The sequence below is a fragment of the Bradyrhizobium sp. USDA 3315 genome (assembly GCF_054056795.1).
The window spans coordinates 703,701-729,848 of the sequence record NZ_JBSRYP010000001.1 but is presented as its reverse complement, the minus strand read 5'-3'; the positions used below and the strand labels follow the sequence as shown (position 1 = coordinate 729,848).

The following is a 26,148-nucleotide window of genomic DNA, read 5'->3' as shown; positions in this document are numbered from 1 at the left end:
CGCCGCTATGGAGGGCGGTCGGACGGAAGCTGGTAGCGCCACGTTTCGCCAGCGAGAACCCCGCGCTGCCGACGCACAACGGAGGGCCATTCGGAGCGAACCACGCTGAGGACCGCAGCATCGGCGGACGGCTCTTCATCGGCTGCGAAATATGCGCGAAGTCTGCCTTCGCAGCGGAAGCCGAGGTTGGCGTAGAGATCAAGCATATCCCTCCGGCGCCAGTCCAGATGCACCTCGGCCCGCTCGACGACGAGCACCTCGAACGCATACCGCGTCATCAGATGTGCAACGTGACTGACGAGCACGGCCTCGTCCAGTCGTCCGACGGTCCAGATCGGAGCGAAGGTCGCCCGCTTCTCGTGCCGGTCGATCGCGCCGAACCCGGAAACGCCGAGAAGGTCTCCCGATCCAGCGGCCTCGATTGCGAACGCGGCCGCGGTGTCGACCTGGTCCCATGCCGTCGCCGGGCGCGCGGTATTCGGCCGGTCAGATGTCCCGCGATCGAGCCGCCGCAGCATGGCTGCCTCGCGAAGCTGCTGCGCGCGCGAAGTCTCCGGGCCGGTGATCCTGGTCAACAGGATGCGGTCGGTGGCGAAGCTTGCATGGTTGCTCGACGGGTACATGCCGTATTGACGCACCCGATGCGCATGCCGTCAAATGACCGGAACGCCAGTTCATATGCAAATTGGTCATGCCCCTGAATCCAAGACATGTTGACCTGTTTCGAGAGGTCGTGCGCCACAACGGAATCACCAAGGCCGCCTTGAGCCTTCGGGTGGGGCAGCCTTTCATCAGCCGCGCGATCGCACGTCTCGAGCGCGAGATCGGCTTTGCGTTGTTCGAACGCGGGCGAGGCGGCGTCACGCTGACGCCGGAAGGCGAGATATTCCTGCGCGAGGTCGAGAGAAGCCAGGCCGGCCTCGAATATCTGGCGCGCGCCGCGCGCGGCATTCGCGAGCGTGGCAGCGGGACGCTCAGGATCGCATGTCTTCCGGCGTTCACCTATTCGTTGATGCCGCAGATCGTCAGCAGCTTCCTGAGGAAGAATCCCGACATCGTCGTATCCGTGGCCGTCCACAGCCCCGAGCGCGTCTGGAGCCTGGTGGCCTCGGGACAATGCGACGTCGGGCTGGCGCGGCCGCAGGCGGGGTTTGCCGCGGTCGACGACGAGCTCCTCATGACAACGGAGGCGGTCTGCGTCCTGCCCCGCCAGCACCGGTTGCGCTCGAAGCGATCGATCTCAGCGCAAGACCTGCGGGGGGAGCCCATGATCGCAGCTTCCCCGAGCGCACCGCATCGATCCCGCTTTGAACGCATCCTCGATGAGGCCAAGGTTGAGATCAAGACGGTCGCGGAGATCCAGTACAGCATGCAGCGTTGTGCCCTGGTTGCGCAGGGACTGGGTTTCTCGATCGTCGACCCGATCGTGGCCCGGGATTTTGCAAGCTCCAGAATCGTCCTCAAGCCGTTCGTGCCGCGGCTGGAGATCGCCACCATGTTGCTGCTTCCTTCGCAGCGACCGCGAAGCCGTCTCGCACTTCAATTCTGCGATCTGCTGCGCGCTGAAACCGCGCAGTACAGGAAATCCGCGCGCGTGCAGGCTTGAGCAGCAGCGGCAGGGTTTTCTCTCGCATCGCGCGCGGCATGACCTCGCGGGACGGCGCGAGCCGCCTGCGGCGCTTCGCTTGCTCGGCGCGCTGTGCTCGCCGAAAAAATTCGTCGGGCAGTCGTGACTTTCGTCATCTCGACGCTCATATGTGAATGCCGCAGCGTGCGCGCGCATGTACGCCTCGCGCGTGTTCGATTCGTACGAATGCATTCACGTCGCACGCGGTGGATTGCCGCATGATTGGGCAAGAGCGCTCGCAATGCGGCCATGCGTGGGATTCTCGATATGTCATCTACCGTGCTTAGGTCGCGCCTTTGCAGCGACATGCGTTTCGTCCAGGCGCGGAGATCGAGAAAATTTTCCGAAGACTCCGCGATGATGCGTTGCCCGATCGCATCGCATGAACGCAATTTTGGATTTCTGCACGACGCGCGTTGCCGCCCCTCTGGTTCTCGCGCAGATTGTTCTCTAGATCAGTCAAGCCGATCCGTGACGGAGCATCCGAGCCGGACACGGCAATGACGCGACAATGATGAACGCCATGTGCGAGCACGACTGCCAGAGGAACCTGCGTCAACCCTATCAGGAGCGGCCGGCGTAAGCCGTCGATGTCCGAATCCCGAATTGCCTCTTCCTTGTCTCCCCGAAATTCGCCGGTCTGTGAGCGGCCGGCGACGCAACCTTGGGAATGCGCCTCCGTTGAGCCAACGTTCGTCGTTCGCGCCAACGGGGCACGAAAGTACATGCAAGAAGACGACAAGACGCCGGCACGCGCAGCGCAGCTCCTGGAACACGTTCCTTTGCCGCGCGAGCCGCGGAACATCAGGGATCTAACCCCCGCGCCGCCGCGGCGGTTCTCGACACGACACTATCCGCCCTCGGAGCAGTTCGAGGTCTGGAAAACGCGGATGGCTTCGCTGGTCGACGTTACGCCACCGGAAGGTCATAGCCCTGCGCACGGGTTCCTGGTGGAGTACCTGACCTGCAACATGGCCGATGTCGTCTTCACGTCGGGGCGATTCGCCGCGCAATCATTCGCCCGCGTCATCAGACCGTCGCATGGCGCGCCCGTCGATATCTGGTGGCTGTACCGGGTGCGCTCCGGCGAAGCCCGCTTCGAGACCGCAGAGCGGCGGATTCACGCCGGGCCGGGCGCCATGTTCCTGATCTCGCTCGATGAGGATTTCCGCGGCAGCATCACGGACTATGACGGCCTGGTGCTGGGCTTGCCGCGCCAGTCGTTCGCCGGTGTGGCCGATCAGCTCGACGCTGTCTGCAATATTCTACTCGAAGGTAATCTGATCGAATTGTTGGCCGATTATCTCGACCGAGTCGAAACGCGCATCACCCTGATGTCCGCGGAGGAGTTGAGGCAGGCGGGGCGGGCGACCGCGCAGATGATCGCCGCGTGCATCCAGCTCTCCTCGGATCGGCTGGAGCAGGCACGCGGCGCGATCGAGTCCGTGCTGTTCGAGCGGGCGCGTCTTTATATAGAGTCGCATCTCGCCGACTTCGACCTGACGCCGGACCGCATCGCGCAGCAATTGCGGATCTCGCGTTCTGCCCTCTACCGTGCATTCGAGAGCGTCGGGGGCGTTGCCGGCTACATCCTGCGCAAGCGGCTGCGCGCGGCACATGCAGAACTCGTCTCGTCCGCCGACAGGCAGGTGCAGGAGATCGCCTATCGCCACGGCTTCAAGCTGGCGTCCGATTTCACCCGCGCCTTCCGCCGCGAATTCGGCGTCAGCCCGCGCGAGATGCGCGAACGCATGCGCCGTCGATCAACCACCGGTTGAGATGCGCACAAACAACTCATGGTGCATCGAGCAAATCCTTCAACTTGTGAGACGATCTGCGTGTTATTTGGACGGCCTGCTGAGTGACGTTGCCAAATATGTGTCTATCATTTTTGTTTATGACGACTCGGGGCAAATTGGTGGGGCAGTCGAGCGAGCGCTGGGTGGCAAGATGCGCTCGTTGAGTTCGACACATCATCGGCCAGGACCGGAAGGCGAGCGCACGTCGCGCGGTCTTCACATCTCCACATGCGCTCCCAAGGGACGCGCATGTCGGTACAGTCCGCGGCATGGCTCCCCCGACGTCTTTTCAAGATGTCGCAAAGGGGACGCACCATGGCCATCGCACGCAATTCAACCGAATCGCTGACGCGTCAGGGCCGCGCCGGCTTCGTCCGGAGCTGGGTCGCAACGGGCGATGCGGGCAGCCGTTCGCTGCGGCGGCGGTTGCTGGCGGTGTTGCGGTTGGCGCACCGGGTTTTGGGTGTGAAGCGCGATCGGCTGGGACTTGGTGCGCTCGGCGGCGGCGGGCGAGCGTCGGCCGTTGCCGTGACGCTTGGTGCATTTGCTGTCGTCGTAGTAACCGCCTCGGCCGCGAGCGCCGGAAGCGTACAGCTTGGTGGTGGAACTGCGACCGGCACCGATTCCGTGGCGATCGACACCAATTCGTCGGCCAGCGGCCTGCGCGCCATCGCGATCGGGAGTGGAGCAAACGCAGCCGGGCTGGATGCAGTTGCCCAAGGCACCGGCACCAGCGCCGGCGCCCAGAACGCCATCGCGATCGGTTTTCAGTCGATCGCTTCACAGCTAAACTCTCTCTATCTCGGGTCGCGTACGGCCGCGGGAACCGGCGCGCTCGCTACGAGCGCCATCGGCATCGGCACGGATGTGACAGCATCCCAGGTCGACGCCATTGCGGTTGGACGTTCATCCGTTGCGTCTGCACAGTACTCGGTGGCGCTTGGCCTGAACGCGAAGGCAACAGGCACTGGCGGTGCAATGGCGCTGGGCCAGGGCACGGTCTCGAGCGGCGTCAATTCGGTCGCGCTCGGTGTTCAAGCCAATGCCACCGGCGCCGGCACGAGCGCCCTGGGCACATTCGCCAGCGCCACCGGGGGCAATGCCACCGCGGTCGGCGTCAGCTCCTTGGCGAGCGCCAACTATTCGTGGGCCGGAGGCTGGGCATCCGTTGCCTCGGCGGACAGCGCGACTGCTCTTGGCAAGCAGGCGACCGCGTCGGGGATCAACTCATTCGCCGGAGGCAGCTCCAGCAACGCAGCCGCAGATTTTGCCGTGGCTGTGGGCAATCAGGCGCAAGCGCTGAGCACGGGTGGTTCGGTTGCGATCGGATCGGGCGCAATCGTCGCCAACGCCGCGACCGGCGGCATCGCGATCGGCAACAATGCGGCATCCGCCGGCATCAGTTCGATCGCAACCGGTGTTGGGGCCAGTGCCGCCGGCACAAGTTCGCTGGCGATCGGCACTGCCTCAAATGCGAGTGCCGCCGCCAGCACTGCGATTGGCAACACGGCCGTTGCCAGCGGCCAAAACTCTTCCTCGTTCGGGTCTGGAGCGCACGCGACGGGAGACAATTCGCTCGCGGCCGGCGTCAGCGCCAGCGCCAGCGGAATCGCCAGTACCGCACTCGGCATCGGCGCCAAAGCATCGGCCACGAGCGCAATCGCCGTTGGCAACAATGCGGCGGCCAGTGCCGCCAATGCTGTCGCCGTGGGCACCAATGCGACGGCCTCCGGCGGGCAGGCCGTTTCGATCGGCGCGAACAACACCGCCTTTGGCAACGGCGCCGTGGCGATCGGCGATCCCAGCTATGCCAGCGGCACCGGCGCCTTCACCGGCGGCGCCAACAACATCGCCAACAGTGACGGCACGGCCAGCGCCACCGCCGCCAACCAGGCCAACGGCGCCGTCGCGATCGGCAACAACAACAAGGCGATCGGGCAGGGCTCCGTGGCGCTCGGCAATGGCTCGACGGCTGGCGCCGCCGGACTTGCCGGCAATATCGCGCTGGGCAACGGCGCCACGGCGGCGGCAAGCTCCGGCGATGTCGCGCTCGGCTCCGGCAGCGTCACCGCTGCCGCCGTCAACACGCCGAACACGGTGATCAACGGCACCACCTACAGCTTCGCCGGAACGACAGCGGTCTCGACCGTCAGCGTCGGTACGGTCGGCGCGGAGCGCACCATTACCAATGTCGCGGCGGGCCGCATCAGCAACTCTTCGACGGATGCGATCAACGGATCGCAGCTCTGGGCCACCAACCAGGCGGTTGACGGCCTCGCCACCACCGTCAACAACATCAACACCGGCGGCGGCATCAAATATTTCCACGCCAATTCGACGCTGGCGGATTCCTCCGCGGCGGGGACCGACTCGGTTGCGATCGGACCGGTGTCGACCGCGACCGGCAGCGGCTCGGTGTCGATCGGCAACGGCGCCAACGCCGCGAACGCCAACGACATCGCGCTCGGCTCGGGCAGCCAGACCAGTGCGGCGGTTCAAACTGCCAGCATCGTCATCGGCGGCAACACCTACAGCTTCGCCGGCACCACCCCGACCTCGACGGTCAGCGTCGGCTCGGTCGGCAATGAGCGCACCATCACCAACGTCGCGGCGGGACGGGTCAGCAACGGCTCGACCGATGCGATCAACGGCTCGCAGCTGTTTGCCGCGACGTCCGCGATCGACAGCCTGTCGACCGTCGTCAGCAACGGCCTGACGCATTATTATGGCGTCAACGACGGCGGCACCCAGCAGGCCAACTACAACAACAACGGCGCGACCGGCGTGAACTCGATGGCGGCCGGCGTTGCCGCCTCAGCGACCGCGACGAACTCCACCGCGCTCGGCTTCAACACCCGGGCGACGGTGGATGGCGGCGTCGCGATCGGCTCGGGGTCGATTTCCAACCGCGCGCTCGCGCCGGCTTCCGGCACGATCGGCGGCACCATCATCCCCTACAACACCACCGATCTCGCGCTGCTCGGCGCGGTGTCGGTCGGCAACGCGACGAGCTACCGGCAGATCACCAACGTGGCCGACGGCACCCAGGACAGCGACGCCGTCACCGTGCGGCAGCTGACCGGTGCGCTGACGTCGTTCGCGACCACGACGACGAAGTACTTCCACGCCAACTCGACGCTCGCCGACTCGCTTGCGGTCGGCAACAATTCGGTCGCGGTGGGCCCTGCGACCGTGGTCAATGGCGACAACGGCATCGGCATGGGCTTCGGCGCAACCGTGGCGCAGACCGCGCCCGGCGGCATCGCGATCGGCCAGAATTCGGTGTCCAACTTCGCCGATTCGATCGCGTTCGGCACCAATGCCCAGGCGAGCGGCGTCCAGTCGGTGTCGATCGGCGCCGGATCCCAGACCACCAACCCGACCAGCGTCGCGCTCGGTCCGAACGCCAAGGCGACGGCGCAGGCCGGCGACGTCGCGCTCGGCGCCAATTCGACCACCTCCACTGTGGTCGCGACTTCGAGCACCTCGATCGGCGGCACCACCTACAACTTCGCCGGCACGACGCCGACCTCGACCGTCAGTGTCGGCAGCGCCGGTGCGGAGCGCACCATCACCAACGTGGCCGCGGGCCAGATCACCCAGACCTCGACCGACGCGATCAATGGCTCGCAGCTCTGGGCCACCAACACCTCGCTCGCCGCTCTCTACACCACGGTGAGCAACATCTCGACCGGCGGTGGCGGCGTGAAATATTTCCACGCCAATTCGACCGCGGCGGATTCCATCGCGACCGGCGCGGAGAGCGTCGCGATCGGGCCGCAGTCGGTCGCGAGCGGCGCCAATGCGATCTCGATGGGCAACGGCTCGGCCGCATCGGCCGACAATTCGGTCGCGATCGGTGCCGGCGCCAAGGCGACGGCGGCCAACTCGCTGGCGCTCGGTGCCAACGCCACCACCACGGCCAATCTGAGCGACGCGGCCTATACGCCTGTGGTCGGTAAGAGTGTCGCAGGGGTTGCGACCGGCGAAGTGTCGGTCGGCTCGTCCGGCGCCGAACGCCGCGTCACCAACGTTGCCGCGGGCTCGGCGGCGACCGATGCGGTCAATGTCAGCCAGCTCCAGGCGGTTGCGTCGAGCTCGATCCGCTACGATACCGACGGTTCCGGCAACACCACCAACAAGCTGACGCTGAACAGCGGCAACGGCGCGCCAGTGACCATCAGCAACGTGGCGCCCGGCGTCCTCGGCACCGATGCGGTCAACGTCAATCAGCTCAACAGCGCGTTCCAGCAGCTCAACGGCCAGATCGGCGAGGTGCGGCAGGACGCCTGGCGGGCGGCCGCGATCGGCATGGCCGCCGCATCGCTGCGCTATGACGACCGGCCCGGCAAGGTGAGCGCCTCGGCGGGCGGCGGCGTCTGGCGCAGCCAGGGCGCGCTCGCCTTCGGCATCGGCTACACCAGCGAGAACGGCAAGCTGCGCACCAACGCGGCGGCAACCACCGCCGGCGGCGACTGGGGCGTCAGCGCCGGCGTGAGCCTGACGCTCAATTGACCCTGACGTCGACGAGGCGGCTGGCGTGTCTGGCTTTGATGATCTGGCTCGGGGCGGCGGCGAGCGCCGCCGCGCAGGGCGCGCCGCCTGCCGCCTACGCCGTGAAGCCGTCGGACGTCGTGGTGCCGGAGGGCGAGACGCTCGGCGAGTTCAGACGGATGATCCAGCCGTTCAGGAACTGGACCCTGATTTGCGACGAGAGTCTCAAATCGAAGCGCCGCGTCTGCAACGTCACGCAATCGATCGTCAACGCGCAGGGCGCGGTCGCCTTCAACTGGTCGCTGATCGCGACCGCCGACGGCAAACCGCTGATGGCGATGCGGATACCCGCGGCCGCCGGGGTCGGTGCGCAGATCGAGCTCGCGCTGGGCGACAGTCCGGACCGCATCGTCACGCAGACCGATCGCTGCGATGCCAGTTTCTGCTTCGCCACGGTCGCGATCGGCAACGTGCTGAGGCGGCACATCCGCGCGGCGACGCCGTGCCGCGTGTCCTATCAGCTGCCGCAAGGGCCGATCGTGCTGGAGGCGCCGCTGGACGGACTGTCCGGCGTGCTCGCGAAGCTGAAATGAGACGACAGGCTGCATGCGGATCCGGAAGCCGGAGCGACGCATCGGAGTGCGGGACGAGAGGATGAATACGCCGATGCGACTGAAGACCCCCATCCTGATTTTCACGGCGGTCGTCGTGGCGGCGCTCAGTGCGGCCGGCGTCGTGGGCTATGCCCAGCAGATGCAGCCGGCCCAGTCGCAGCCGATGCCGCTGCAGCCGGCGACGCCCGCGCCGGCCAAAAAGCCCGCCGTCGCCGCGAAGCCGCAGCCGCACAAGCAGCGTCCGCAGGAAGCGCCGACGCCGCCGTCTGCCGCGGCATCCGTTCCGCCGCAGCAGGCGGGCCAGCAACCGACCGTGTTCGACGAGCACGCGCGGCAGGGCAACATCGTGACCTGCGCCAATCTGTTCGGGACGCTCGGCCGCGGCCTCGCGATGAACTCCAGCTACACCGCGCAGTCGCAGTGGGACGCCAAGGCCGGCAATTCGCATTCGGTGCAGTCGCTGGTCGCGCTCGCACCTAACCAGGCCAGCCAAGCCACCCCCGCCGCCAATCAGCAGGCCGCCGGTATCGTGTTTGCCGCGCCGGTTGGATCGTCCTGCGAAGGCAATCTGGTGCGGGTGACGCCGCGGACGGAGAGCTGTTCGACGGTTGCCGCCGAACTCGCCAAGCTCAACGGACAGACCGGCGCGCTCGGTGATCTCGCGACGATGGCGCTGCCGAACGGCGCGCAGGTGGTGCTGATTCCGTTAGGCAACGCCTGCGTCGCGGTGACTCGCGCTGCGGGTCGCCGGGTAACGCTGCCGCTCAACCCGGTCGACCCTTGTCGGCCTCTTGCCGGCGCCAGTCAGCTCGGCTGGCCGCGCCGGGTTGCTCTGGCCGATCTCACCAATGACGCCAGCGATGATGCCAGCGCGGATAGCCGCCGCGATAATAGGCGTATGCCGGCCGCACCACGTGACGATAGCGGTAGCCGTAATAGGCCGGCCGGTATCCGCTATAATATGTCGTGGTGTAACCGCCGCCCCAACGATACGGCGCAGCGTAATAGCCGTCGTCATAGGCGTAGCTGCCGTACCCGTAATAGGCGGGCGAATAGCCGTAACCGTAGCCGTAGCCGGGGTAGCCGTAACCATAGGAATAGCCGGGATAGCCATAGGCTGACGAGGCGAGGCCGCCGACGACTGCGCCGGCAATCAATCCGCCTGCGAGCGCGGCACCCCACCCGCCGTGTCCCCACCGTGCTTCGGCGGGCGCCGGGGCTGCGATGGCGCTCACCCCAAGCGCACCGACGGTTGCAAGAACAAGGCCTGTCTTCCTCATGGGATCCTCCTCGATGATAGTTGCCCAGCCGGTCAACGGGGCAGGGGGGCATTGGTTGCGAATGGCCGCGCGCCTGCAATGAACCTGGGCCTGCAACAAGCCTGGCGGCGAGGTGGGCGCAGTGGTGCCGCCGTTGACGGGGAATCAAATGTTCAAGGGCGAACGGAACCGGTTCCGATCCTCCGCCGGTCGCAGCGAATGATGATCCGCGGGAACGCGCTGAACATCGACGTGACGGCGAAACCACGCTTGATTTCAAAACGGGAAAGCGCGGCCATCGGTTCCTGCAGCTTGATCGCTCGGCAGTTCCCTTGGTGCGAAATGTCGCGTCGCGCCGGCATCTAGGAACGGTGCGGGCGGCGACGCTGTTTCCTCACAAGGCAGGTTCACCGGTGAGTCGCGCGCGCCGCCGCGTCGTGTCGCTCGCCGGCTTTGTTGGAACGCGGCCACGGCGCGGAGCGCGCCAGCCATTTGGCGCCAAGCTTCGCAATCCGGCCAGCCGCTAGACTGCAGGAGGAATCGGTAATGCAGAGTAAGATGATGAAGAGCAAGTTTCTGCTGACGACGGCCGTGCTGTTGGCCGGCGTCAGTCTCGCTTCGGCGCAGAGCATGCGCGAGGGCGGGGGCGGCATGGGTGGTGGCGGAAGCGTCGGCGCGGGCGGTGGCGGTAGCGAACACGGCCGCTCCGCAGGCTCGCCGGCCGGCAGTTCCGGCGGCGCAATGCATGGCAGTCCCGGGGCATCGCGAAGCGAAGGGCGAAGCGAAGGCATGACGGCCGGTCGCGGCCAGGGTGGCGCACGAGAAAGCCAGGGCGCACGAGAGAGCGGCAGGGCTGAAGGACAGATGGGCCGCGGTGCGGCCGAGCGCAGCCAGACCACCGGCCAGGCCCGCGAGAGCGGCCGCGCCGAGCAGGGTCAGCGCAGCCAGAGCAAGCAAGACCAGAGCAAGCAAGAGCAGACCGTCGGCCAGAGCCGAAACCAGCGCGAGCAGATGGGCCGATCTGAATCCCGCGAACGCGGCAACGCCACGACGCGGCAAAGCCAGCAGCAGCAGGAGAATCGCGCCAATACTGCGAACCGCAGCCAGGGCACCACGACCGGTCAGGGGACGGCTCAGGACAAGGCTCAAGGCCAGACTCAAGGCAAGGCGGGCACGACGACCGGCCAGAGCACGACCACGGACCAGGCAAAGGGCGCCAACACGACCACCGGCCAGGGCACAACGGCGGCCCCGAATACGCGAGCCGGCCAGACCACGGGCGCGGCCGCTCCGCAGTCCGGCACGACGCAAAACCGGATGAACTCCGGACAGACCACCGGTCAGGCCCAGGGACAAACCGGGACAACCGCTCAGACCCAGGCCCAGTCGAACGCCACGGTCCAGACCGAGGCTGGGCGCACCGTGACCGCGCAGCAGCAGAGCACGATCCAGCGCTCGGTGCTGTCGGCGCGTAACGCACCGCGCGTCAATGTCAGTACGATCAACTTCGCGGTCAATCCGGGCGTGGTGGTGCCGCGGAGGTTCAACGCGGTGTCGGTCGCAACCTTCCCGGCGCTGATCGATGCGTTCCCGTATTATCGCGACGATAGTTTCTTCGTCGTCGAGGATGAAGTCGTGTTCCTCGATCGCGAGCGCCGCGTCGTCGACGTGGTCCCGGTCGGACCGCGGACGCGCTTCAGCCATCGCGGCGGCGGTGGTGGCGCTAGCGTTGCGATGATGGACCTGAACCCGCAGCAGATCCGCGAGGTGCAGCAGGTGCTGATCGACCGCGGCCTGCTGGTCGGCGAGGCCGACGGCGTATTGGGATCGCGGACCCGCGAGGCGCTGATCACCTTCCAGCGTCAGGAAGGCATCACGACCAGCGGCAGCGTCGACACGCGCACGGTGACCGCACTCGGCCTGTCCGACAGAATCGGTCAGGGCGCGGGCGCATCGTCGACGGTCGGCCAGAGCCGCACCCAGCAGAACACGACTGGACAGACGACCGGTCAGACCAACGCGCCGCAGAACCAGTCGACCGGCCAGACCGGCACTCAGCAGCCTGCCCAGCAGAACACGACCGGGCAGACCACGGGTCAGGCGAACTCGCCGCAGAACCAGTCGACAACCGGCCAGAGCGGAAATCAGCCGTCCGCTCAGCAGCAGGCTCCGCAGCAGAATACGACGGGCCAGGCTGCACCGCAGAACCAGTCGACCGTCGGTCAGGGCAACGGCAATCAGTCAAATGCCGGCCGGGACACGCAGTCCAGCCAGCCCAACCAGAACAACAACCCGCCGTCGTCAGGCTCAGGCCAGAGCCCGCAGACGCCGGCGCAAAACTCCGATCGGAAATAGGATCTCTGTGCAGGAGCCCCGCTGCAGAGCGGGGCTCTTTTTTTGCGATCTTGCGATCAGTCTTTTAGTTCGCAATTCGGCACCAGGCCGAACCGGCCGTGCAATCCGCGCCAGAGGCCGGCGCACAGAACGCTCAGAAGCTTGCGCATCGAACTCCCCTCGACATCAACCATCGCGCGATCCTGCTGATGCCGGTCGCGAAAGGACAGAGCCAATTCTGAGCAGGTCTGCGCAATCTTTAAGCAAGACACTGTCGTGGCCGCGCCGCGCGCGCGGAAAAATCTCATGAGATTCAATTGCCGGACCGCTGGCACGCCTCGTGCATCAATGGCGTCGAGTTGGCCGCTAGGGTTCCGATCTTGCGAAGCAAGGTGCTGGTCCGAGAGCAGCCGCTTGCGGGGGAGACATCCCCGCAGGTGCACGGCGGGATAAAAGCCCGGGAGACCTCGTCAGCCAAGGGATTGGCGGAGCGATGGTCTTTTCGCCAGTCCCTTTTTGTGAAATTTCGCAAGAGGGATCGGCAATGAACAAATTCGTTTTCTTCCTTCGCTCTGTTGTCATCGGCTGCGCGGTCGTGCTGGCGGTTGCGCCTACGGCCGACGCCGCGCCGAAGAAAAGCTTCAAGGTCGCCTGGTCGATCTATGTCGGGTGGATGCCGTGGGGCTATGCGGCCGACACCGGCATCGTCAAGAAATGGGCCGACAAATACGGCATCGCGATCGAGGTCAAGCAGTTCAACGACTACGTTGAATCGATCAACCAGTACACCGCCGGCGGCTATGACGCCGTCACCATCACCAACATGGACGCACTCTCGATTCCGGCAGCCGGCGGCGTCGACACCACCGCGGTCGTGATGGGCGATTTCTCCAACGGCAACGACGCGGTGATCCTGAAGAACAAGAGCGACCTCGCCGCGATCAAGGGCCAGACCGTCAACCTGGTCGAGTTCTCGGTGTCGCATTATCTGCTGGCGCGCGCGCTCGAGACCAGCAAGCTGAGCGAGAAGGACGTCAAGGTCATCAACACCTCCGACGCCGATATCGCGGCCGCCTACAAGACGCCTGACGTCAGCGCGGTGGTGACCTGGAATCCGATCGTGACGGAAATCCTCGGCTCGCCCGACGCGAAGAAGGTGTTCGATTCCTCGCAGATCCCCGGCGAGATCATGGACCTGATGGTGGTGAACACCGCAGTCGCCAAGGACAATCCGGATTTCGCCAAGGCGCTGGTCGGCATCTGGTACGAGACGCTGTCCAAAATGACGGCGAACGATGCCGCGGCGAAGGCCGCCAAGGAGGCGATGGCCAAGGCCTCCGGCACCGACCTCGCCGGCTTCGACAGCCAGCTCTCGACCACAAAACTGTTCGACAAGGCAACCGATGCCGAAGCCTTCACGCGCAGCCAGACCGTCGGCGTGACCATGGATCGCGTGCGCAAATTCCTGTTCGAGAAGGACCTGCTCGGCAAGGGCGCGAAGTCGGCCGACGCGGTCGGCATCGAGCTCGCCGACAAGTCGGTGCTCGGCGACAAGTCGAACGTCAAGCTGCGCTTCGACCCGACCTACATGGACGAGGCCGCCAAGGGCAAGCTCTGACGCCAAGCTCGGACGCGCAGCGCGTCGCCCCAAGCAGGAGCTGACCATGCGACTTGTGAACATACGGCCGGGACGGCAGACGCGGTTCTATCTGCTCGCGCTGCCGTTCGTATTGGTCGCAATCGCCTACTTCGCCGGCTCCAGCGCGCGGCTCGCGCAGAACGCGAATGACAAGCTGTTGCCGGCGCTGCCGAGCATGGTGCAGGCCGTCAAGCAGATGGCGTTCGAGGTCGACCCGCGTACCGGCGGCTATCTGATGGCCTCCGACACCGTCGCCAGCCTGGGGCGGCTCGGCTCGGCGCTGGCGATCTCGACGGTGGCGGCGCTGGTGCTCGGGATCGTGATCGGGCTGTTGCCGGGCGCCAACGCCCTGCTCGGGCCGTTCGTGTCCGTCACGTCGATGGTGCCGCCACTGGCATTGCTCCCGATCCTGTTCATCGTGATGGGATTGGGTGAGAATTCCAAGATCGCGCTGATCGTGATCGGGACGCTGCCCTGCATGATCCGCGACCTCGCCATGAAGGTGCAGGAGTTGCCGCGCGAGCAGATCGTCAAGGCGCAGACGCTCGGCGCCTCGACCTGGCAGATCGCGCTGCGCGTCGCGATGCCGCAAACCCTGCCGCGGCTGATCGACGTGCTGCGCCTGCAGCTCGGGCCGGCGTGGTTGTTCCTGATCGCGGCGGAGGCGATCGCCTCCGATTCCGGGCTCGGCTACCGGATCTTCCTGGTGCGCCGCTATCTCGCGATGGACGTCATCATCCCCTACGTCGCCTGGATCACACTGCTGGCGTTCCTGATCGATGTCGGCCTGCGCGTCACGCAGCGAAAACTGTTTCCCTGGTTTGCGTCGGTGAGGGCGGAATGAGCGCGATCCGCTTCGAAGACGTCTGGAAGGAATATGGCGACCACATCGTGCTCGAGCGCATCACGATGGAGGTCGAGCCGCGCGCCTTCATCGCGCTGGTCGGCCCGTCCGGCTGCGGCAAGACCACATTGCTCCGCATGTTGCTCGGCGAGGAGCAGCCGACCCGCGGCCAAATCCTGGTCGACGGCAAGCCGTTGCCCGGCGAGCCGGACGCCGACCGCGGCGTGGTGTTCCAGCGCTACTCGGTGTTTCCGCATCTCACAGTGCTGCAGAACGTCATGCTCGGGCGCGAACTGCGCGACGCCAAATTCACCGGCCGGCTGTTCGGCGCCGCGCGCCGCGCTGCCACCGACGAAGCGATGAAGCTGCTCGCCGAGGTCGGGCTCGCCGGTCAGGAGAGCAAATATCCGTCCGCTTTGTCGGGCGGCATGCAGCAGCGGCTCGCGCTGGCGCAGGCGATCATGCGCGGTCCGAAGATCCTGCTGCTCGACGAGCCGTTCGGCGCGCTCGATCCGGGTATTCGTGCCGACATTCACCTTCTGATGAAGCGGCTCTGGAACGAGACCCATCTCACCGTCGTGATGGTGACGCATGACCTCAGTGAAGCCTTCGGCCTCGCAACGCGGGTCATAGCGCTGGAGCGGCAGCGCAACCGGCCGGAGGAGCGCGATCGCTACGGCGCCACGGTGTCGCGCGACCTCGAGATCTTTCCGCGCCGCAGTGCTGAGTTGCGGTCGTCAGTTCAACCAGCTCCGACCGGGACGACCCGGTCAGGCAAGGAGCATCAGCCGGGACGGCCCGGCGCTCTCGTCTTGAAGGAGCAACCATGATCCTCACAGAGGAACAAAAGGCCGAGATCGCGGCGCATACCCGGCGGTATAACGAGCTGAAGGCGGCGGGACAGGAGCACGCGCCGCGGACACTGCCGGCGCCGACTGCGCGCGACGCCGCGCCGATCGACGCCGACACGGTCATTCACCGTGAGACGATCCCCTCCGGCTGGTACTGGACCACGCGGCTGAACCGCGGCGACACGCTGCGCATCGTCAACACGTCGGGGACGTCGACCGTCAGCCTGCTCGCCTGGAACAATGCCGACACCACCGAGCGGCTCAACCACGCCGACACCATCAAGGTGCAGTGGGCGGCGCGGCTGCAGAAGGGACGGGTGCTGATGTCCGACATGGGACGCGCGCTGCTCGGCATCACCGAGGACAGCAGCGCCGCGCATGATGCCGTGGTCGGCGGCTCGACCGCGGCGACCAACCTGGCCAAATACGGCGAAGGCAATTTCCGCAACACACGTGACAATTTCATTCTCGCCGCGGCCAAGCTTGGCTTGGATCGCCGCGATGTCCATCCCTGTGTCAGCTTCTTCGCACCGGTCGCGATCGACGCCGACGGCAAGTTTGTCTGGTCGGAGCAGCGGCGGCAGCAGGGCGATTTCGTCGATCTGCGCGCGGAGATGGAGCTTCTGATCGCGCTGTCGAACTGCCCGCATCCGCTCGATCCCGCCAAAATCTATCCGCAGGCGAGCGTGGAGATCGTGCGCTACCGCGCGGCCGCGCCGGCGGCCGACGATCTGTGCCGGACTGCGACCGCGGAAGCGGCCCGCGCCTATCAGAACAATGCGCTGTATCTCGGCGAAGCCCTGGAACGAGCCGTGCGATGACCATGCAACCTGTTCGCACCGCCGGCCGCATCGTTCTCGATGTCGAAATTCCCGCGCGCAAGCCGTGGTCGGCGATCATCCGCAAGGGGCAGACGCTGCGGATCACCGATAGCCATGGCCAGCAGGCGGTCGACACGCTGTTCTATTGCGCCAGTGATTTCGGCGAGCGCTACAGCGGCCAGGATACGCTGCGCGCGCAGGGCTCGGCCTATGTCGGGCTGGGCACCAGGATCATGTCCAACGAAGGCCGCGTGATGCTGCGCGTGACGGCAGACAGTTGCGGCCTGCACGACACATCGGCGGGCGCCTGCTCCTGTGAGAGCAACACCGTGCGGTTCGGGCACCAGACCCGCTATCAGCACGCCTGCCGCGAGAATTTCGTGATCGAAGCCGCGAAATACGGCATGTCGAAGCGCGACATCGTGCCGAATCTGAACTTCTTCATGAACGTGCCGATCGATCCCGCCGGCAATTTCACCGTGGTCGACGGCGTCTCCAGGCCCGGCGACGCCATCGAGCTGGTCGCCGAGATGGACGTACTGTGCCTGATCTCGAACTGTCCGCAGATCAACAATCCCTGCAACGGATTCTTCCCGACGCCGGTCCAGGTCACGATCTTCGACGTCGCGATCGTCGAGCCGGAGGCGTGAGGCATGTTCAGCAAGGTCCTGATTGCCAACCGCGGCGAGATCGCCGGGCGGATCGGCAGAACATTGCACCGCATGCGCATCGGCTCGGTCGCGGTCTATTCCGACGCCGACCGTTTCACCCGGCCGGTGCTCGACGCCGACGAGGCGGTGCGGATCGGTCCGGCGCCCGCCGCGGAGAGCTATCTCAACGTCGATGCGATCATGGCGGCGTGCCTTGCGACCGGCGCGCAGGCGGTGCACCCCGGTTACGGCTTCCTGTCAGAGAACCGCCGTTTCGCCGAACGGCTCGCCGAGCACGGCATCAAGTTCATCGGGCCGCGGCCTGAGCATCTCGACGCCTTCGGCCTCAAGCACAAGGCACGCGAGATCGCCGAGCGCAGCGGCGTGCCGCTGCTGCCGGGCTCCGGCCTGCTGGAGACGATCGACGAGGCGGTGCAACAGGCTGAAGCAATCGGCTTCCCGGTGATGCTGAAGAGCACGGCGGGCGGCGGCGGCATCGGCATGCAGCTGTGCCACGACATGGCGACGCTGCGCGAGCGCTTCGAATCGGTGCAGCGCACGGCGCGGGCCAGCTTTGGCGACGCCCGGGTCTATCTCGAGCGGTTCGTTGCGCGAGCGCGGCATATCGAGGTGCAGATCTTCGGCAATGGCAAGGGCGGCGTGGTCGCGCTCGGCGAACGCGATTGCTCGCTGCAGCGGCGCAACCAGAAGGTCTTTGAGGAGACGCCCGCGCCGGGGCTGTCCGCCGACATCCGCCGGCGGCTGCACGCGGCCGCGGTGTCGCTCGGCAAGGCAGTGGCTTATGAATCTGCCGGCACCGTGGAGTTCATCTACGACGTCGAGCGCGACGATTTCTATTTCCTCGAGGTGAACACCCGCCTGCAGGTCGAGCATCCCGTCACCGAGCAGGTCACCGGCGTCGACCTCGTCGAATGGATGATCCGGCAGGCGGCCGGCGAGGATGTGCTCGGCCAGGCGGGCGCGCTTGCACCAAAGGGCGCGGCGATCGAGGTGCGGCTCTATGCCGAGAACCCGGGCGCCGGCTTCCGCCCGAGCGCGGGCCGGCTGACGCAGGTCAGCTTTTCGCCGGAGGCGCGGATCGACGGCTGGATCGAGACCGGCACCGAGGTGTCGCCGTTCTACGATCCGATGCTGGCCAAGATCATCGTTTCAGCCGATACGCGCGAGGCCGCGATCGCCCGGCTTTCGAAAGCGCTGGACGATACGGTCGTCGCCGGCATCGAGACCAATCTGGACTATCTGCGTGCGATCGCGGCGTCCGACGTGTTCCGCAGCGGGCAAGTGGCGACGAGTGTGCTTGGCGAATTCGGCTATCGCCCGCGCACCATCGACGTTGTCGCGCCGGGCGCGCAAAGCGGAGTGCAGGAATTGCCCGGCCGGCTGCATCTCTGGCATGTCGGCGTACCGCCGAGCGGCCCGATGGATGAGCGGTCGTTCCGCCTCGCCAATCGCCTGGTCGGCAATCCGGAGACGGCGACCGCACTGGAGCTGACGGTCAACGGGCCGACCTTGCGCTTCAACACCGATACGATCATCGCGCTGTCGGGCGCGCAGATGAAGGCATCGCTCGACGGCGCTGATGTCGCCTACGATGAGCCGCTCGCGATACGCGCCGGCCAGACGCTCGTGATCGGCAGCATCAAGGGCCCGGGCCAGCGCACCTATCTCGCCGTGCGCGGCGGCATCGACGTGCCCGAAACTCTCGGGTCGCGTGCCGTGTTTGCGCTCGGCGCGTTCGGCGGCCATGCGACGGGATCGCTGAAGGCCGGCGACGTCTTGCATATCGGTGCCGAGCCATCGGGCCTTGCGGCGCCGCGGCGCGCCACGGAACACGAGCGGCCGCAACTCACATCGGCGTGGCAGATCGGCGTCGTCTACGGCCCGCACGGCGCGCCGGATTTCTTCCTCGACGAGGATATCGAGACGCTGTTCGCGACGAGCTACGAGGTGCATTTCAACAGCGCCCGCACCGGCGTGCGGCTGATCGGGCCGAAGCCGCGCTGGGCGCGCGCCGACGGCGGCGAGGCCGGGCTGCATCCGTCGAACATCCATGACAACGCCTATGCGGTCGGCTCGATCGACTTCACCGGCGACATGCCGATCATTCTCGGGCCCGACGGACCGAGCCTCGGCGGCTTCGTCTGTCCGGCCGTGGTCGCCCGCGACGAGCTATGGAAGGTCGGCCAGCTCAGGCCGGGCGACACCGTCCGCTTCGTGCCGGTCAAACGCGACGATCCGGTGGCCGGCCCCACGATGCTGCGCGCGCCTGAGCTCGGATCGGCGATCGTCGGTCGGAATGACGACGGCCCGATTCCGGTGGTCTATCGCCGCGCCGGCGACGACAATCTGCTGGTCGAGTATGGTCCGATGGAGCTCGACATCGCGCTGCGGCTGCGCGTGCATGTGCTGGCGCAGGCGCTGGAAGAGGCGAAGCTCAGTGGCCTGATCGATCTGACGCCCGGCATCCGCTCGCTGCAGATCCATTATGACGGCACCGCGTTGTCGCGAACGAAGCTGCTCGACGTGCTCAGGCGGATCGAGCGCGAATTGCCGCCGGTCGACGCGATGCGGGTGCCGAGCCGCACCGTGCATCTGCCGCTGTCGTGGCGCGATCCGGAGGCCGAGCTTGCGATGCGCAAATATCAGGAGTTGGTGCGCGCCGATGCGCCATGGTGTCCGTCGAATGTCGAGTTCATCCGGCGCATCAACGGACTTGCGAGCGAGGACGATGTCCGCCGCATCGTGTTCGACGCGGATTATTTCGTGCTCGGCCTCGGCGACGTCTATCTCGGCGCGCCGGTGGCGACGCCGCTCGACCCGCGGCATCGGCTGGTGACCACGAAGTACAACCCGGCGCGGACCTGGACGCCGGAGAACGCGGTCGGCATCGGCGGCGCCTATATGTGCATCTACGGCATGGAAGGGCCGGGCGGCTACCAGCTGTTCGGCCGCACCATCCAGGTCTGGAACACCTGGCGCACCACGCGGGTGTTCGAGCCGGGCCATCCCTGGCTGCTGCGGTTCTTCGACAAGATCCGCTTCTTCCCGGTCGACGCCGATGAACTGCTCGACGCGCGCGCCGCGTTCCCGCACGGCCAATACGACATTAGGATCGAAGAGGGCGAGTTCTCCTACGCCGACTATGCCAGGACACTGGCCGACGCGAAGCCGTCAATCGCCACGTTCAAGGCAACGCAGCAGGCCGCGTTCGATGCCGAGCGCCAGCGCTGGCGCGAGATGAAGCTCGACGAGGCGCCGGCTGAAACGATCGATGCGGCAGCCGCCGCGACGGGGATTCCCGACGGTCAGATCGGCGCGTTCTCCGAAGTGCCCGGCAACATCTGGAAGGTGCTGGTCGAGGAAGGCGCCAAGGTCGCGGCCGGCGACGTGCTGGCCATCATCGAGTCGATGAAGATGGAGATCTCCGTGCACGCACCCGCGGCGGGCCGCATCGCCTCGGTGCCGGTGAAGCCCGGCCAGACGCTGCGCGCGGGCGACGTGGTGGCGTTGCTCCGGCCGGGCTAGCGCGGCTACAGCCGCGCTAGTCCTTGGGATCGGCTGGTGGGACGAGCGGAGCGGGCGTCTCGACCTCTTTCTCCACCCGCTGCCGGCCTTGATGATCAATTGACGCGTTTTGCCTTAACACCCGATCGATCTTCATCCTTACGCGGCGTGCCGCCAGCAATCCCAGGACCGCCTGAACCGTTCCCGAATAGTTGCGATCGCCGATGGAGAACGAGTAACGCCAGGTGCCGGCGGTCTCGCCTTCAATGATCGTGTAATGAATTGAACGATGAATGCCGCTATGCTGGGCAGGTGTTTGTCCAACCACGACCTAGCTCATATGGCTGTTCGCTTCGGCGCCAATCGCCTGTCCCAGCGAATTTGCATGCTTGACCAAGCCCATGACGAGTTCGCCCCTGCGCAGGCCCATTGGAAGCCGACTGCCGTCGTTTCAAGGCAGAAATGGATTGGCCGCGGAGCAATCGGCTAGACGATTTGCGTCCGTTGCGTCTTGTGATCCTGGGTCGTTAAATTGCGAGATGGTGTCAGACCGGATGCCTCGAACCCATGAGCTCGTTTGACATAGGTCAAAATACGATCCCGGAAGCTCCCGACGTTGAGCCACGAACACAGTTCGGTGCCGAATGAAAGCCGCCACACGCGTTGCTAGCGCCTTGCCGTCGATACCGAGCTCTGCCGGGGGAATCGCGCGTCTCGCATGTGCCCGGCTGCGCGATGCGCAGGTTGATCCGGTCCCGATCGTGTCAGCTGCAGGCCTGGCAATCGACGACGTCGAGGACCGCAAGCGCCGCATCGATGCACGAGCGCAGGTCAGGCTGCTCGAACTCGCCGCAAGGGAATTGCAGGACGACTGCTTCGGACTCCATCTGGCTCAAGGCTTCGAGCTGGGCAAGATCGGGCTTCTGTACTACGTCATGGCTTCATCGGAGCATCTCGTTGACGCCTTGCAAATCGGCGGACGCTACTGCGCGATCAACAACGAGGGTGTGCGGTTGCGAAGCTCGCTGGATCGCGGCTTCGCCATCGGGTTCGAATATGTCAACATCGATCGGTCGTCGGATCGTCACCATGCGGAATTCTGGCTGGTTGCGCTGATCCGTATTTGCCGCGCACTGACTGACGGCAGGCTGGTCCCAAAGCAAATCAAGTTGAAGCACTCCAGACGAGAAACGCCGTCGGATGTGCGATCTCTTCTTGGATGCGAGATCGAATTTGCAGCGGACAGCGACGAGCTTTTGTTTCCGTCCCGGATCGGCGCATTGCCTGTCGTGGGGGCCGATTTGCATCTCAACAGGATGTTGCTTCAATATGCCGACGAAGCGCTTCGTAACCGGGCACCGAGACGAAGCAGCGTGCAGTCACGCGTCGAAGGACACATCGCCCAGTTGCTGCCGCACGGCAAAGCCAATGCCGAGGCGGTCGCGCGTCGTCTTGGCATGAGCCGGAGAACTCTCGCTCGCGCATTGTCGTCGGAGGGGGTGGACTTCTCAGACGTTCTCAAGGCGTTTCGAATTGCCCTTGCCCGCCATTACCTCGAAGATGAGGAGCTGCCGATTTCCAAGATCGCATGGCTATTGGGCTACAGCGAGGTCTCTTCCTTCACACATGCGTTCGTCCGCTGGACCGGCCTCACGCCGAGGGCCTATCGCAGCTCGAATGGCGATCGGTGATGGGCTGACACCAGCTCTCAACTAGCTGGCACAGACTAGCAAGACCTGGCGGAGTGTACTCCGCTAGGGCAGTCCGATGCAGTCGAACCTCTTGTCCCAGCTCGCGTGTCGCTGTCGCCGCGCTTCGGCCGTGGTTTTCGGCCCCATGACCGGGGACGACTGGCTATTCCTGGCTTCGATAATTTGTTTCCACAGTCTCTTGGTCGCGCTGGTCTGGGTCGTGTTCGCGAACTGACTGATGGCGCTGCTAAGCGGACTTTCGATTGCGTCGTCTATTCGCCGACCGCCGCCTCACACCTCGAGCCATTCCTCGCGAACGGCGGCATTGCTCTTGAGCTGGTCGGGGGTGCCTTCGAACACGACGCGGCCGTGGCCCATGATGTAGACCCGGTTGGAGATCTTCATCGCGATCGACAGCTTCTGCTCGACAAGGAGAATCGCGACGCCGGCCTTGGCGATCCGCGCGATCAGCTCGCCGACCTGCTGCACGATCAGCGGTGCGAGGCCTTCGGTCGGCTCGTCGATCATCATCAATTCGGGGTCGCCGAGCAGCGTGCGGCAGGTGGTCAGCATCTGCTTCTCGCCGCCTGACAGCACGCCCGCCGGCGTGTCGGCGCGCGCGGCGAGGTTCGGGAACATGTCGAGCATCTCCTGCAGCCGCCACTTGCCGGGGCGGCGCGGGTCCTTGATGCCGAGGATCAGGTTCTGGCGAACCGTCAGGCTCGGGAAGATATCGCGATGCTCCGGCACATAGCCGAGGCCGAGGCGTGCGATCTTGTGGCTCGGAAGACCTGCGATATCCTGGCCCTTGAAGCGGATGGTGCCCTGCGGCGGCACCTCGCCCATGATCGCCTTGACGGTGGTGGAGCGGCCGACGCCGTTGCGCCCGAGCAGGCTGACGACCTCGCCGGCCGCGATGTCGAGATCGACGCCCTGCAGGATGTGGCTCTTGCCGTAATAGGCGTGAAGATTCCTGACCTCGAGCATCAGTCGACCTCCTCGCCGAGATAGGCTTCCTTGACCTTCGGATTGCCGCGGATCTCCTCCGGCGTGCCGGAGGCGATGATGTGGCCGTAGACCAAGACCGAGATGCGGTCGGCGAGGCCGAACACGACGCTCATGTCGTGCTCGACGATCACGAGCGTGCGCCCCTCGGTGAGGCGGCGGATCAGCGCGACGGCGCGCTCGGTCTCGGCGTGGCTCATGCCCGCGGTCGGTTCGTCCAGCATGATGACGCTGGCGCCGCCCGCGATCGTGATGCCGATCTCGAGCTCGCGCTGCTCGGCATAGGTCAAGAGGCCCGCCGGCACGTCGCGGCGGTGGCTGAGATGGATGTCGTCGAGGATCTGCGCGGTGCGCTGCTTCACCTCGGGCAGATTGTCGACGTTCTTCCAGAACGCGTAGCGGTGGCCGGTCGCCCACAGCACGGCGCAGCGGACGTTCTCCCACACCGTCATGCGGGCGAACACGTTGGTGACCTGGAACGAGCGCGACAGCCCGCGCCGGTTGATCTCGAAGGGCCGCAAGCCCGAGGTCACCTCGCCGTTGAGGCGGATCTCGCCGGAGGTCGGCTTGATGTGGCCGCTGATCAGGTTGAACGTCGTCGACTTGCCGGCGCCGTTCGGGCCGATGATGGCGTGACGCTCGCCCTTGGCGACGCTCAGGTTGAGATCGCGGATGATGGCGACATTGCCGAAGCTCTTCTCGACGGCGTTGACTTGGATGGCTGCGGTCATGCGAGATACCCCCGGTCACGGGCCACCGTCGCGGCGCGGTCCCAGGCTTCCGCGACGCGCCGCCAGGTGATGCGCGCGACCAGGAAGCCGCCGACGAGCAGGACCGCCGCGGCCGCCCAGGTGGTCGGCGCCGTGGCGACGAAGGGAACGCCGAGCAGGTTGATCACATCGCCGCCCGAGAACCGCGCAACGGTTTCGATGGTCAGGATGATGCCGAGCGCCAGCGCCAGCGTCGGGATCGCCGCGACCAGATAGGACGGGATCACGGTGCCGAGGGTCCCGGCGCGGATCAGCGGACGGTGCTTCATCAGGATGCCGGCGATGCCGCCGGGTGCGAACATCACGATGCCGATGAAGATGATGCCGAAATAGAGCTGCCAGACCGAGGTGACGCTGGTCAGCCCGAGCTGCAGATAGGTCACCAGGATGGCGCCGAGGATCGGACCGAAGAAATAGGCGGTGCCGCCGATGAACGCGGAGAACAGCACGAGGCCTGACTGCGTCGCGCCGAGATAGGCCGAGTTGGCGATCTCGAAATTGATCGCGGTCAGCCCGCCGGCGATGCCGGCGAAGAAGCCGGCGAACATGTAGGCGAGATAGCGCACCACATGCGGATCGTAGCCGATGAACTCGACGCGCTCCGGATTGTCGCGCACCGCGTTGCAGATCCGCCCGAGCGGCGTGCGGGTCAGCGCATACATCGCGATCGCCGACACCATCACCCAGAACGCGATCAGGTAATAGACCTGGATCTGCGGCCCGAAGGTCCAGCCGAACATCGGCATCAGCGAGGTGCGGTCGGTGGTGATGCCGGATTCGCCGCCGAACACGCTACGCAGGATCAGCGACGACGAGGCGACCAGCTCGCCGATGCCAAGCGAGATCATCGCGAACACGGTGCCGGCGCGCTTGGTCATGACCCAGCCGACGAGGAGGGCGAACGCCATGCCGCCGATGCCGCCGACCAGCGGGATCACCGGCAGCGGGATCGGCCAGTTGTGGCTCGCGACCGCGTTCATGACGTGCACGGCGAGGAAACCGCCGAGGCCATACTGCACGGCGTGTCCGAACGACAGCAGCCCGGTCTGGCCGAGCAGGATGTTGTAGGACAGCGCGAAGATGATCGCGATGCCGATCAGGCTGAAGGAGGTCAGCGAGCCGCCGGTGCCGAACACCAGCGGCAGCACGACCAGCGCGACCGCGGCGAGCAGCCAGACACCATAGAAGCTCAAGGCGCTGCCGGGCTCCTGCTTGGCCGCAGCGATGGAGGGCGTGGAAGCGTTGCTCATGACTCGCGCGTCCCCAATAGGCCCATGGGGCGGAAGATCAGGACCAGCACCAGCAGCACATAAGGCAGGATCGGCGCGATCTGCGCGATCGTGACGTTCCAGATGTCCGTGAGCGGCGAGGGGCCGAGGCTCGGATCGAGCGGGCCGAACACGCTGGCGAGCGAGCCGTTCAAAGCAACTGCAAAGGTCTGGATCAAGCCGATCAGGAGCGAAGCGATGAAGGCGCCGGGCAGCGAGCCGAGGCCGCCGAACACGATGACGACGAACAGGATCGGGCCGAGCAGCGCGGCCATGTCGGACTGCGTCACCAGCGAGGGACCGGCGATGACGCCGGCAAGGCCCGCGAGCGCGCTGCCGACGCCGAACACCAGCATGAACACGCGGCCGACATTGTGGCCGAGATGGCCGACCATGCTCGGATGGGTCAGCGCGGCCTGCACGATCAGGCCGACGCGCGTCTTCTTCAAGGTGACCAGCAGCGCGATGAAGATCACGACCGAGATCACCAGCATGAAGATCTTGTAGGCGGGGTAATTGGTGGAGAACACGGTGAAGGCGGGGAAGTCGAGCGCCGCCGGGACGCGGTAGTCCACCGGGCTCTTGCCCCAGATCATCGAGACGATCTCTTCGATCGCGAACGCAAGTCCGAAGGTCAGCAGCAGTTCGGCGACATGGCCGTGCTTGTGGGTGTTGCGCAGACCGTAGCGCTCGACCGCCATGCCGACCGCGCCGACCAGCAGCGGCGCCAGCACCAGGGCCGGCCAGAATCCGATCCAGCGCGTGAGCTGAAAGCCGAAGAACGCGCCGAGCATGTAGAAGCTGGCATGCGCGAAGTTCAGCACGCCCATCATGCTGAAGATGACGGTGAGCCCGCTGGACAACAGGAACAGCAGCATGCCGAACAGGACGCCGTTGAGCGTCGAGATGACGATCAGCTCAGCCACGGCGCACTCGCTTGAGACTGGAACGGTTCAC

The 26,148-nt window shown here is 65.8% G+C and carries 20 protein-coding genes and 1 riboswitch; of the genes, 12 read left to right on the top strand and 8 right to left on the bottom strand.

Annotation, left to right across the window (positions count from 1 at the left end):
* Positions 1 to 5: 5 nt before the first annotated feature.
* The gene (locus tag ACVIYL_RS03250; protein WP_456777724.1) at positions 6 to 518 is read right to left on the bottom strand and encodes a GNAT family N-acetyltransferase; all 513 of its coding nucleotides are present in this window, start codon (positions 516 to 518) and stop codon (positions 6 to 8) included.
* 173 nt (positions 519 to 691) lie between these two features.
* On the opposite strand from ACVIYL_RS03250, the gene ACVIYL_RS03245 reads away from it, so the two are divergent.
* From ACVIYL_RS03245 to ACVIYL_RS03230, 4 genes are all read left to right on the top strand, one after another.
* Positions 692 to 1,606 carry a LysR substrate-binding domain-containing protein gene (locus ACVIYL_RS03245; protein WP_253609803.1) on the top strand — a complete coding sequence of 305 codons (915 nt, stop codon included), beginning with the start codon at positions 692 to 694 and terminating at the stop codon, positions 1,604 to 1,606.
* A gap of 746 nt (positions 1,607 to 2,352) precedes the next feature.
* Positions 2,353 to 3,405 carry a helix-turn-helix domain-containing protein gene (locus ACVIYL_RS03240; RefSeq protein ID WP_456777723.1) on the top strand — a complete coding sequence of 351 codons (1,053 nt, stop codon included), beginning with the start codon at positions 2,353 to 2,355 and terminating at the stop codon, positions 3,403 to 3,405.
* Between the two features lie 336 nt (positions 3,406 to 3,741).
* Positions 3,742 to 7,941 (top strand): beta strand repeat-containing protein, encoded by a 4,200-nt coding sequence (locus ACVIYL_RS03235; RefSeq protein WP_456777722.1) that lies wholly within the window; start codon positions 3,742 to 3,744, stop codon positions 7,939 to 7,941.
* The gene (locus tag ACVIYL_RS03230; protein ID WP_456777721.1) at positions 7,938 to 8,513 is read left to right on the top strand and encodes an invasion associated locus B family protein; all 576 of its coding nucleotides are present in this window, start codon (positions 7,938 to 7,940) and stop codon (positions 8,511 to 8,513) included. Before ACVIYL_RS03235 ends, ACVIYL_RS03230 begins: the two co-directional genes overlap by 4 nt.
* Before the next feature lie 863 nt (positions 8,514 to 9,376).
* Here the strand turns inward: ACVIYL_RS03230 and ACVIYL_RS03225 are convergent.
* Both ACVIYL_RS03225 and ACVIYL_RS03220 read right to left on the bottom strand, forming a co-directional pair.
* Positions 9,377 to 9,814, bottom strand: a complete 438-nt coding sequence (locus ACVIYL_RS03225; RefSeq protein WP_253604434.1) for a hypothetical protein — start codon at positions 9,812 to 9,814, stop codon at positions 9,377 to 9,379.
* A gap of 152 nt (positions 9,815 to 9,966) precedes the next feature.
* The gene (locus tag ACVIYL_RS03220; RefSeq protein ID WP_456777720.1) at positions 9,967 to 10,092 is read right to left on the bottom strand and encodes a hypothetical protein; all 126 of its coding nucleotides are present in this window, start codon (positions 10,090 to 10,092) and stop codon (positions 9,967 to 9,969) included.
* Positions 10,093 to 10,339: 247 nt separating this feature from the next.
* Between ACVIYL_RS03220 and ACVIYL_RS03215 the strand changes: the two genes are divergently transcribed.
* From ACVIYL_RS03215 to uca, 7 genes are all read left to right on the top strand, one after another.
* A complete protein-coding gene (locus ACVIYL_RS03215) occupies positions 10,340 to 12,148 on the top strand; it encodes a peptidoglycan-binding protein (protein WP_456777719.1) in 1,809 nt (602 codons plus the stop codon).
* A 334-nt stretch (positions 12,149 to 12,482) separates the two neighbouring features.
* Positions 12,483 to 12,593: riboswitch (guanidine-I (ykkC/yxkD leader) on the top strand.
* Between the two features lie 78 nt (positions 12,594 to 12,671).
* Positions 12,672 to 13,745 (top strand): putative urea ABC transporter substrate-binding protein, encoded by a 1,074-nt coding sequence (locus ACVIYL_RS03210; protein ID WP_456777718.1) that lies wholly within the window; start codon positions 12,672 to 12,674, stop codon positions 13,743 to 13,745.
* A gap of 46 nt (positions 13,746 to 13,791) precedes the next feature.
* Entirely contained in the window at positions 13,792 to 14,610 is an 819-nt protein-coding gene (locus tag ACVIYL_RS03205; RefSeq protein ID WP_456777717.1) for an ABC transporter permease, read from the top strand.
* Positions 14,607 to 15,440, top strand: coding sequence for an ABC transporter ATP-binding protein (locus tag ACVIYL_RS03200; RefSeq protein ID WP_456777716.1), 834 nt, complete (start codon positions 14,607 to 14,609; stop codon positions 15,438 to 15,440). Before ACVIYL_RS03205 ends, ACVIYL_RS03200 begins: the two co-directional genes overlap by 4 nt.
* Entirely contained in the window at positions 15,437 to 16,282 is an 846-nt protein-coding gene (locus tag ACVIYL_RS03195; protein ID WP_456777715.1) for an urea amidolyase associated protein UAAP1, read from the top strand. Before ACVIYL_RS03200 ends, ACVIYL_RS03195 begins: the two co-directional genes overlap by 4 nt.
* Positions 16,279 to 16,932 (top strand): urea amidolyase associated protein UAAP2, encoded by a 654-nt coding sequence (locus tag ACVIYL_RS03190; RefSeq protein ID WP_310881466.1) that lies wholly within the window; start codon positions 16,279 to 16,281, stop codon positions 16,930 to 16,932. The genes ACVIYL_RS03195 and ACVIYL_RS03190 overlap by 4 nt, the downstream gene beginning before the upstream one ends.
* Before the next feature lie 3 nt (positions 16,933 to 16,935).
* Positions 16,936 to 20,478, top strand: a complete 3,543-nt coding sequence (gene uca, locus ACVIYL_RS03185) for an urea carboxylase (protein WP_456777714.1) — start codon at positions 16,936 to 16,938, stop codon at positions 20,476 to 20,478.
* A 16-nt stretch (positions 20,479 to 20,494) separates the two neighbouring features.
* Here the strand turns inward: uca and ACVIYL_RS03180 are convergent, their stop codons facing one another.
* Positions 20,495 to 20,785, bottom strand: a complete 291-nt coding sequence (locus tag ACVIYL_RS03180) for a hypothetical protein (protein WP_310881464.1) — start codon at positions 20,783 to 20,785, stop codon at positions 20,495 to 20,497.
* Positions 20,786 to 21,101: 316 nt separating this feature from the next.
* On the opposite strand from ACVIYL_RS03180, the gene ACVIYL_RS03175 reads away from it, so the two are divergent.
* Positions 21,102 to 22,148: an AraC family transcriptional regulator ligand-binding domain-containing protein gene (locus tag ACVIYL_RS03175; RefSeq protein ID WP_456777713.1), complete on the top strand. Its 1,047-nt coding sequence runs from the start codon at positions 21,102 to 21,104 to the stop codon at positions 22,146 to 22,148.
* Between the two features lie 291 nt (positions 22,149 to 22,439).
* Here ACVIYL_RS03175 and ACVIYL_RS03170 read toward each other — a convergent pair whose 3' ends face one another.
* Genes ACVIYL_RS03170 through ACVIYL_RS03155 form a run of 4 tightly spaced genes read right to left on the bottom strand, consistent with a single transcriptional unit; the run spans position 22,440 to position 26,117 of the window.
* The gene (locus tag ACVIYL_RS03170; protein WP_050385202.1) at positions 22,440 to 23,135 is read right to left on the bottom strand and encodes an ABC transporter ATP-binding protein; all 696 of its coding nucleotides are present in this window, start codon (positions 23,133 to 23,135) and stop codon (positions 22,440 to 22,442) included.
* Positions 23,135 to 23,884 carry an ABC transporter ATP-binding protein gene (locus ACVIYL_RS03165; protein WP_028332917.1) on the bottom strand — a complete coding sequence of 250 codons (750 nt, stop codon included), beginning with the start codon at positions 23,882 to 23,884 and terminating at the stop codon, positions 23,135 to 23,137. Before ACVIYL_RS03165 ends, ACVIYL_RS03170 begins: the two co-directional genes overlap by 1 nt.
* Positions 23,881 to 25,173: a branched-chain amino acid ABC transporter permease gene (locus ACVIYL_RS03160; protein ID WP_456777712.1), complete on the bottom strand. Its 1,293-nt coding sequence runs from the start codon at positions 25,171 to 25,173 to the stop codon at positions 23,881 to 23,883. Before ACVIYL_RS03160 ends, ACVIYL_RS03165 begins: the two co-directional genes overlap by 4 nt.
* Positions 25,170 to 26,117 carry a branched-chain amino acid ABC transporter permease gene (locus tag ACVIYL_RS03155; protein ID WP_016847025.1) on the bottom strand — a complete coding sequence of 316 codons (948 nt, stop codon included), beginning with the start codon at positions 26,115 to 26,117 and terminating at the stop codon, positions 25,170 to 25,172. Before ACVIYL_RS03155 ends, ACVIYL_RS03160 begins: the two co-directional genes overlap by 4 nt.
* Positions 26,118 to 26,148: the final 31 nt, after the last annotated feature.

Bases quoted from the DNA above. Each gene is read 5' to 3' on its own strand.
- ACVIYL_RS03250 (WP_456777724.1), bottom strand. From the start codon at position 518: ATGCTGCGGCGGCTCGATCGCGGGACATCTGACCGGCCGAATACCGCG.
- ACVIYL_RS03245 (WP_253609803.1), top strand. From the start codon at position 692: ATGCCCCTGAATCCAAGACATGTTGACCTGTTTCGAGAGGTCGTGCGC.
- ACVIYL_RS03240 (WP_456777723.1), top strand. From the start codon at position 2,353: ATGCAAGAAGACGACAAGACGCCGGCACGCGCAGCGCAGCTCCTGGAA.
- ACVIYL_RS03235 (WP_456777722.1), top strand. From the start codon at position 3,742: ATGGCCATCGCACGCAATTCAACCGAATCGCTGACGCGTCAGGGCCGC.
- ACVIYL_RS03225 (WP_253604434.1), bottom strand. From the start codon at position 9,814: ATGAGGAAGACAGGCCTTGTTCTTGCAACCGTCGGTGCGCTTGGGGTG.
- ACVIYL_RS03220 (WP_456777720.1), bottom strand. From the start codon at position 10,092: ATGGCCGCGCTTTCCCGTTTTGAAATCAAGCGTGGTTTCGCCGTCACG.
- ACVIYL_RS03215 (WP_456777719.1), top strand. From the start codon at position 10,340: ATGCAGAGTAAGATGATGAAGAGCAAGTTTCTGCTGACGACGGCCGTG.
- ACVIYL_RS03210 (WP_456777718.1), top strand. From the start codon at position 12,672: ATGAACAAATTCGTTTTCTTCCTTCGCTCTGTTGTCATCGGCTGCGCG.
- ACVIYL_RS03205 (WP_456777717.1), top strand. From the start codon at position 13,792: ATGCGACTTGTGAACATACGGCCGGGACGGCAGACGCGGTTCTATCTG.
- ACVIYL_RS03200 (WP_456777716.1), top strand. From the start codon at position 14,607: ATGAGCGCGATCCGCTTCGAAGACGTCTGGAAGGAATATGGCGACCAC.
- ACVIYL_RS03195 (WP_456777715.1), top strand. From the start codon at position 15,437: ATGATCCTCACAGAGGAACAAAAGGCCGAGATCGCGGCGCATACCCGG.
- ACVIYL_RS03190 (WP_310881466.1), top strand. From the start codon at position 16,279: ATGACCATGCAACCTGTTCGCACCGCCGGCCGCATCGTTCTCGATGTC.
- uca (WP_456777714.1), top strand. From the start codon at position 16,936: ATGTTCAGCAAGGTCCTGATTGCCAACCGCGGCGAGATCGCCGGGCGG.
- ACVIYL_RS03175 (WP_456777713.1), top strand. From the start codon at position 21,102: ATGAAAGCCGCCACACGCGTTGCTAGCGCCTTGCCGTCGATACCGAGC.
- ACVIYL_RS03170 (WP_050385202.1), bottom strand. From the start codon at position 23,135: ATGCTCGAGGTCAGGAATCTTCACGCCTATTACGGCAAGAGCCACATC.
- ACVIYL_RS03165 (WP_028332917.1), bottom strand. From the start codon at position 23,884: ATGACCGCAGCCATCCAAGTCAACGCCGTCGAGAAGAGCTTCGGCAAT.
- ACVIYL_RS03160 (WP_456777712.1), bottom strand. From the start codon at position 25,173: ATGAGCAACGCTTCCACGCCCTCCATCGCTGCGGCCAAGCAGGAGCCC.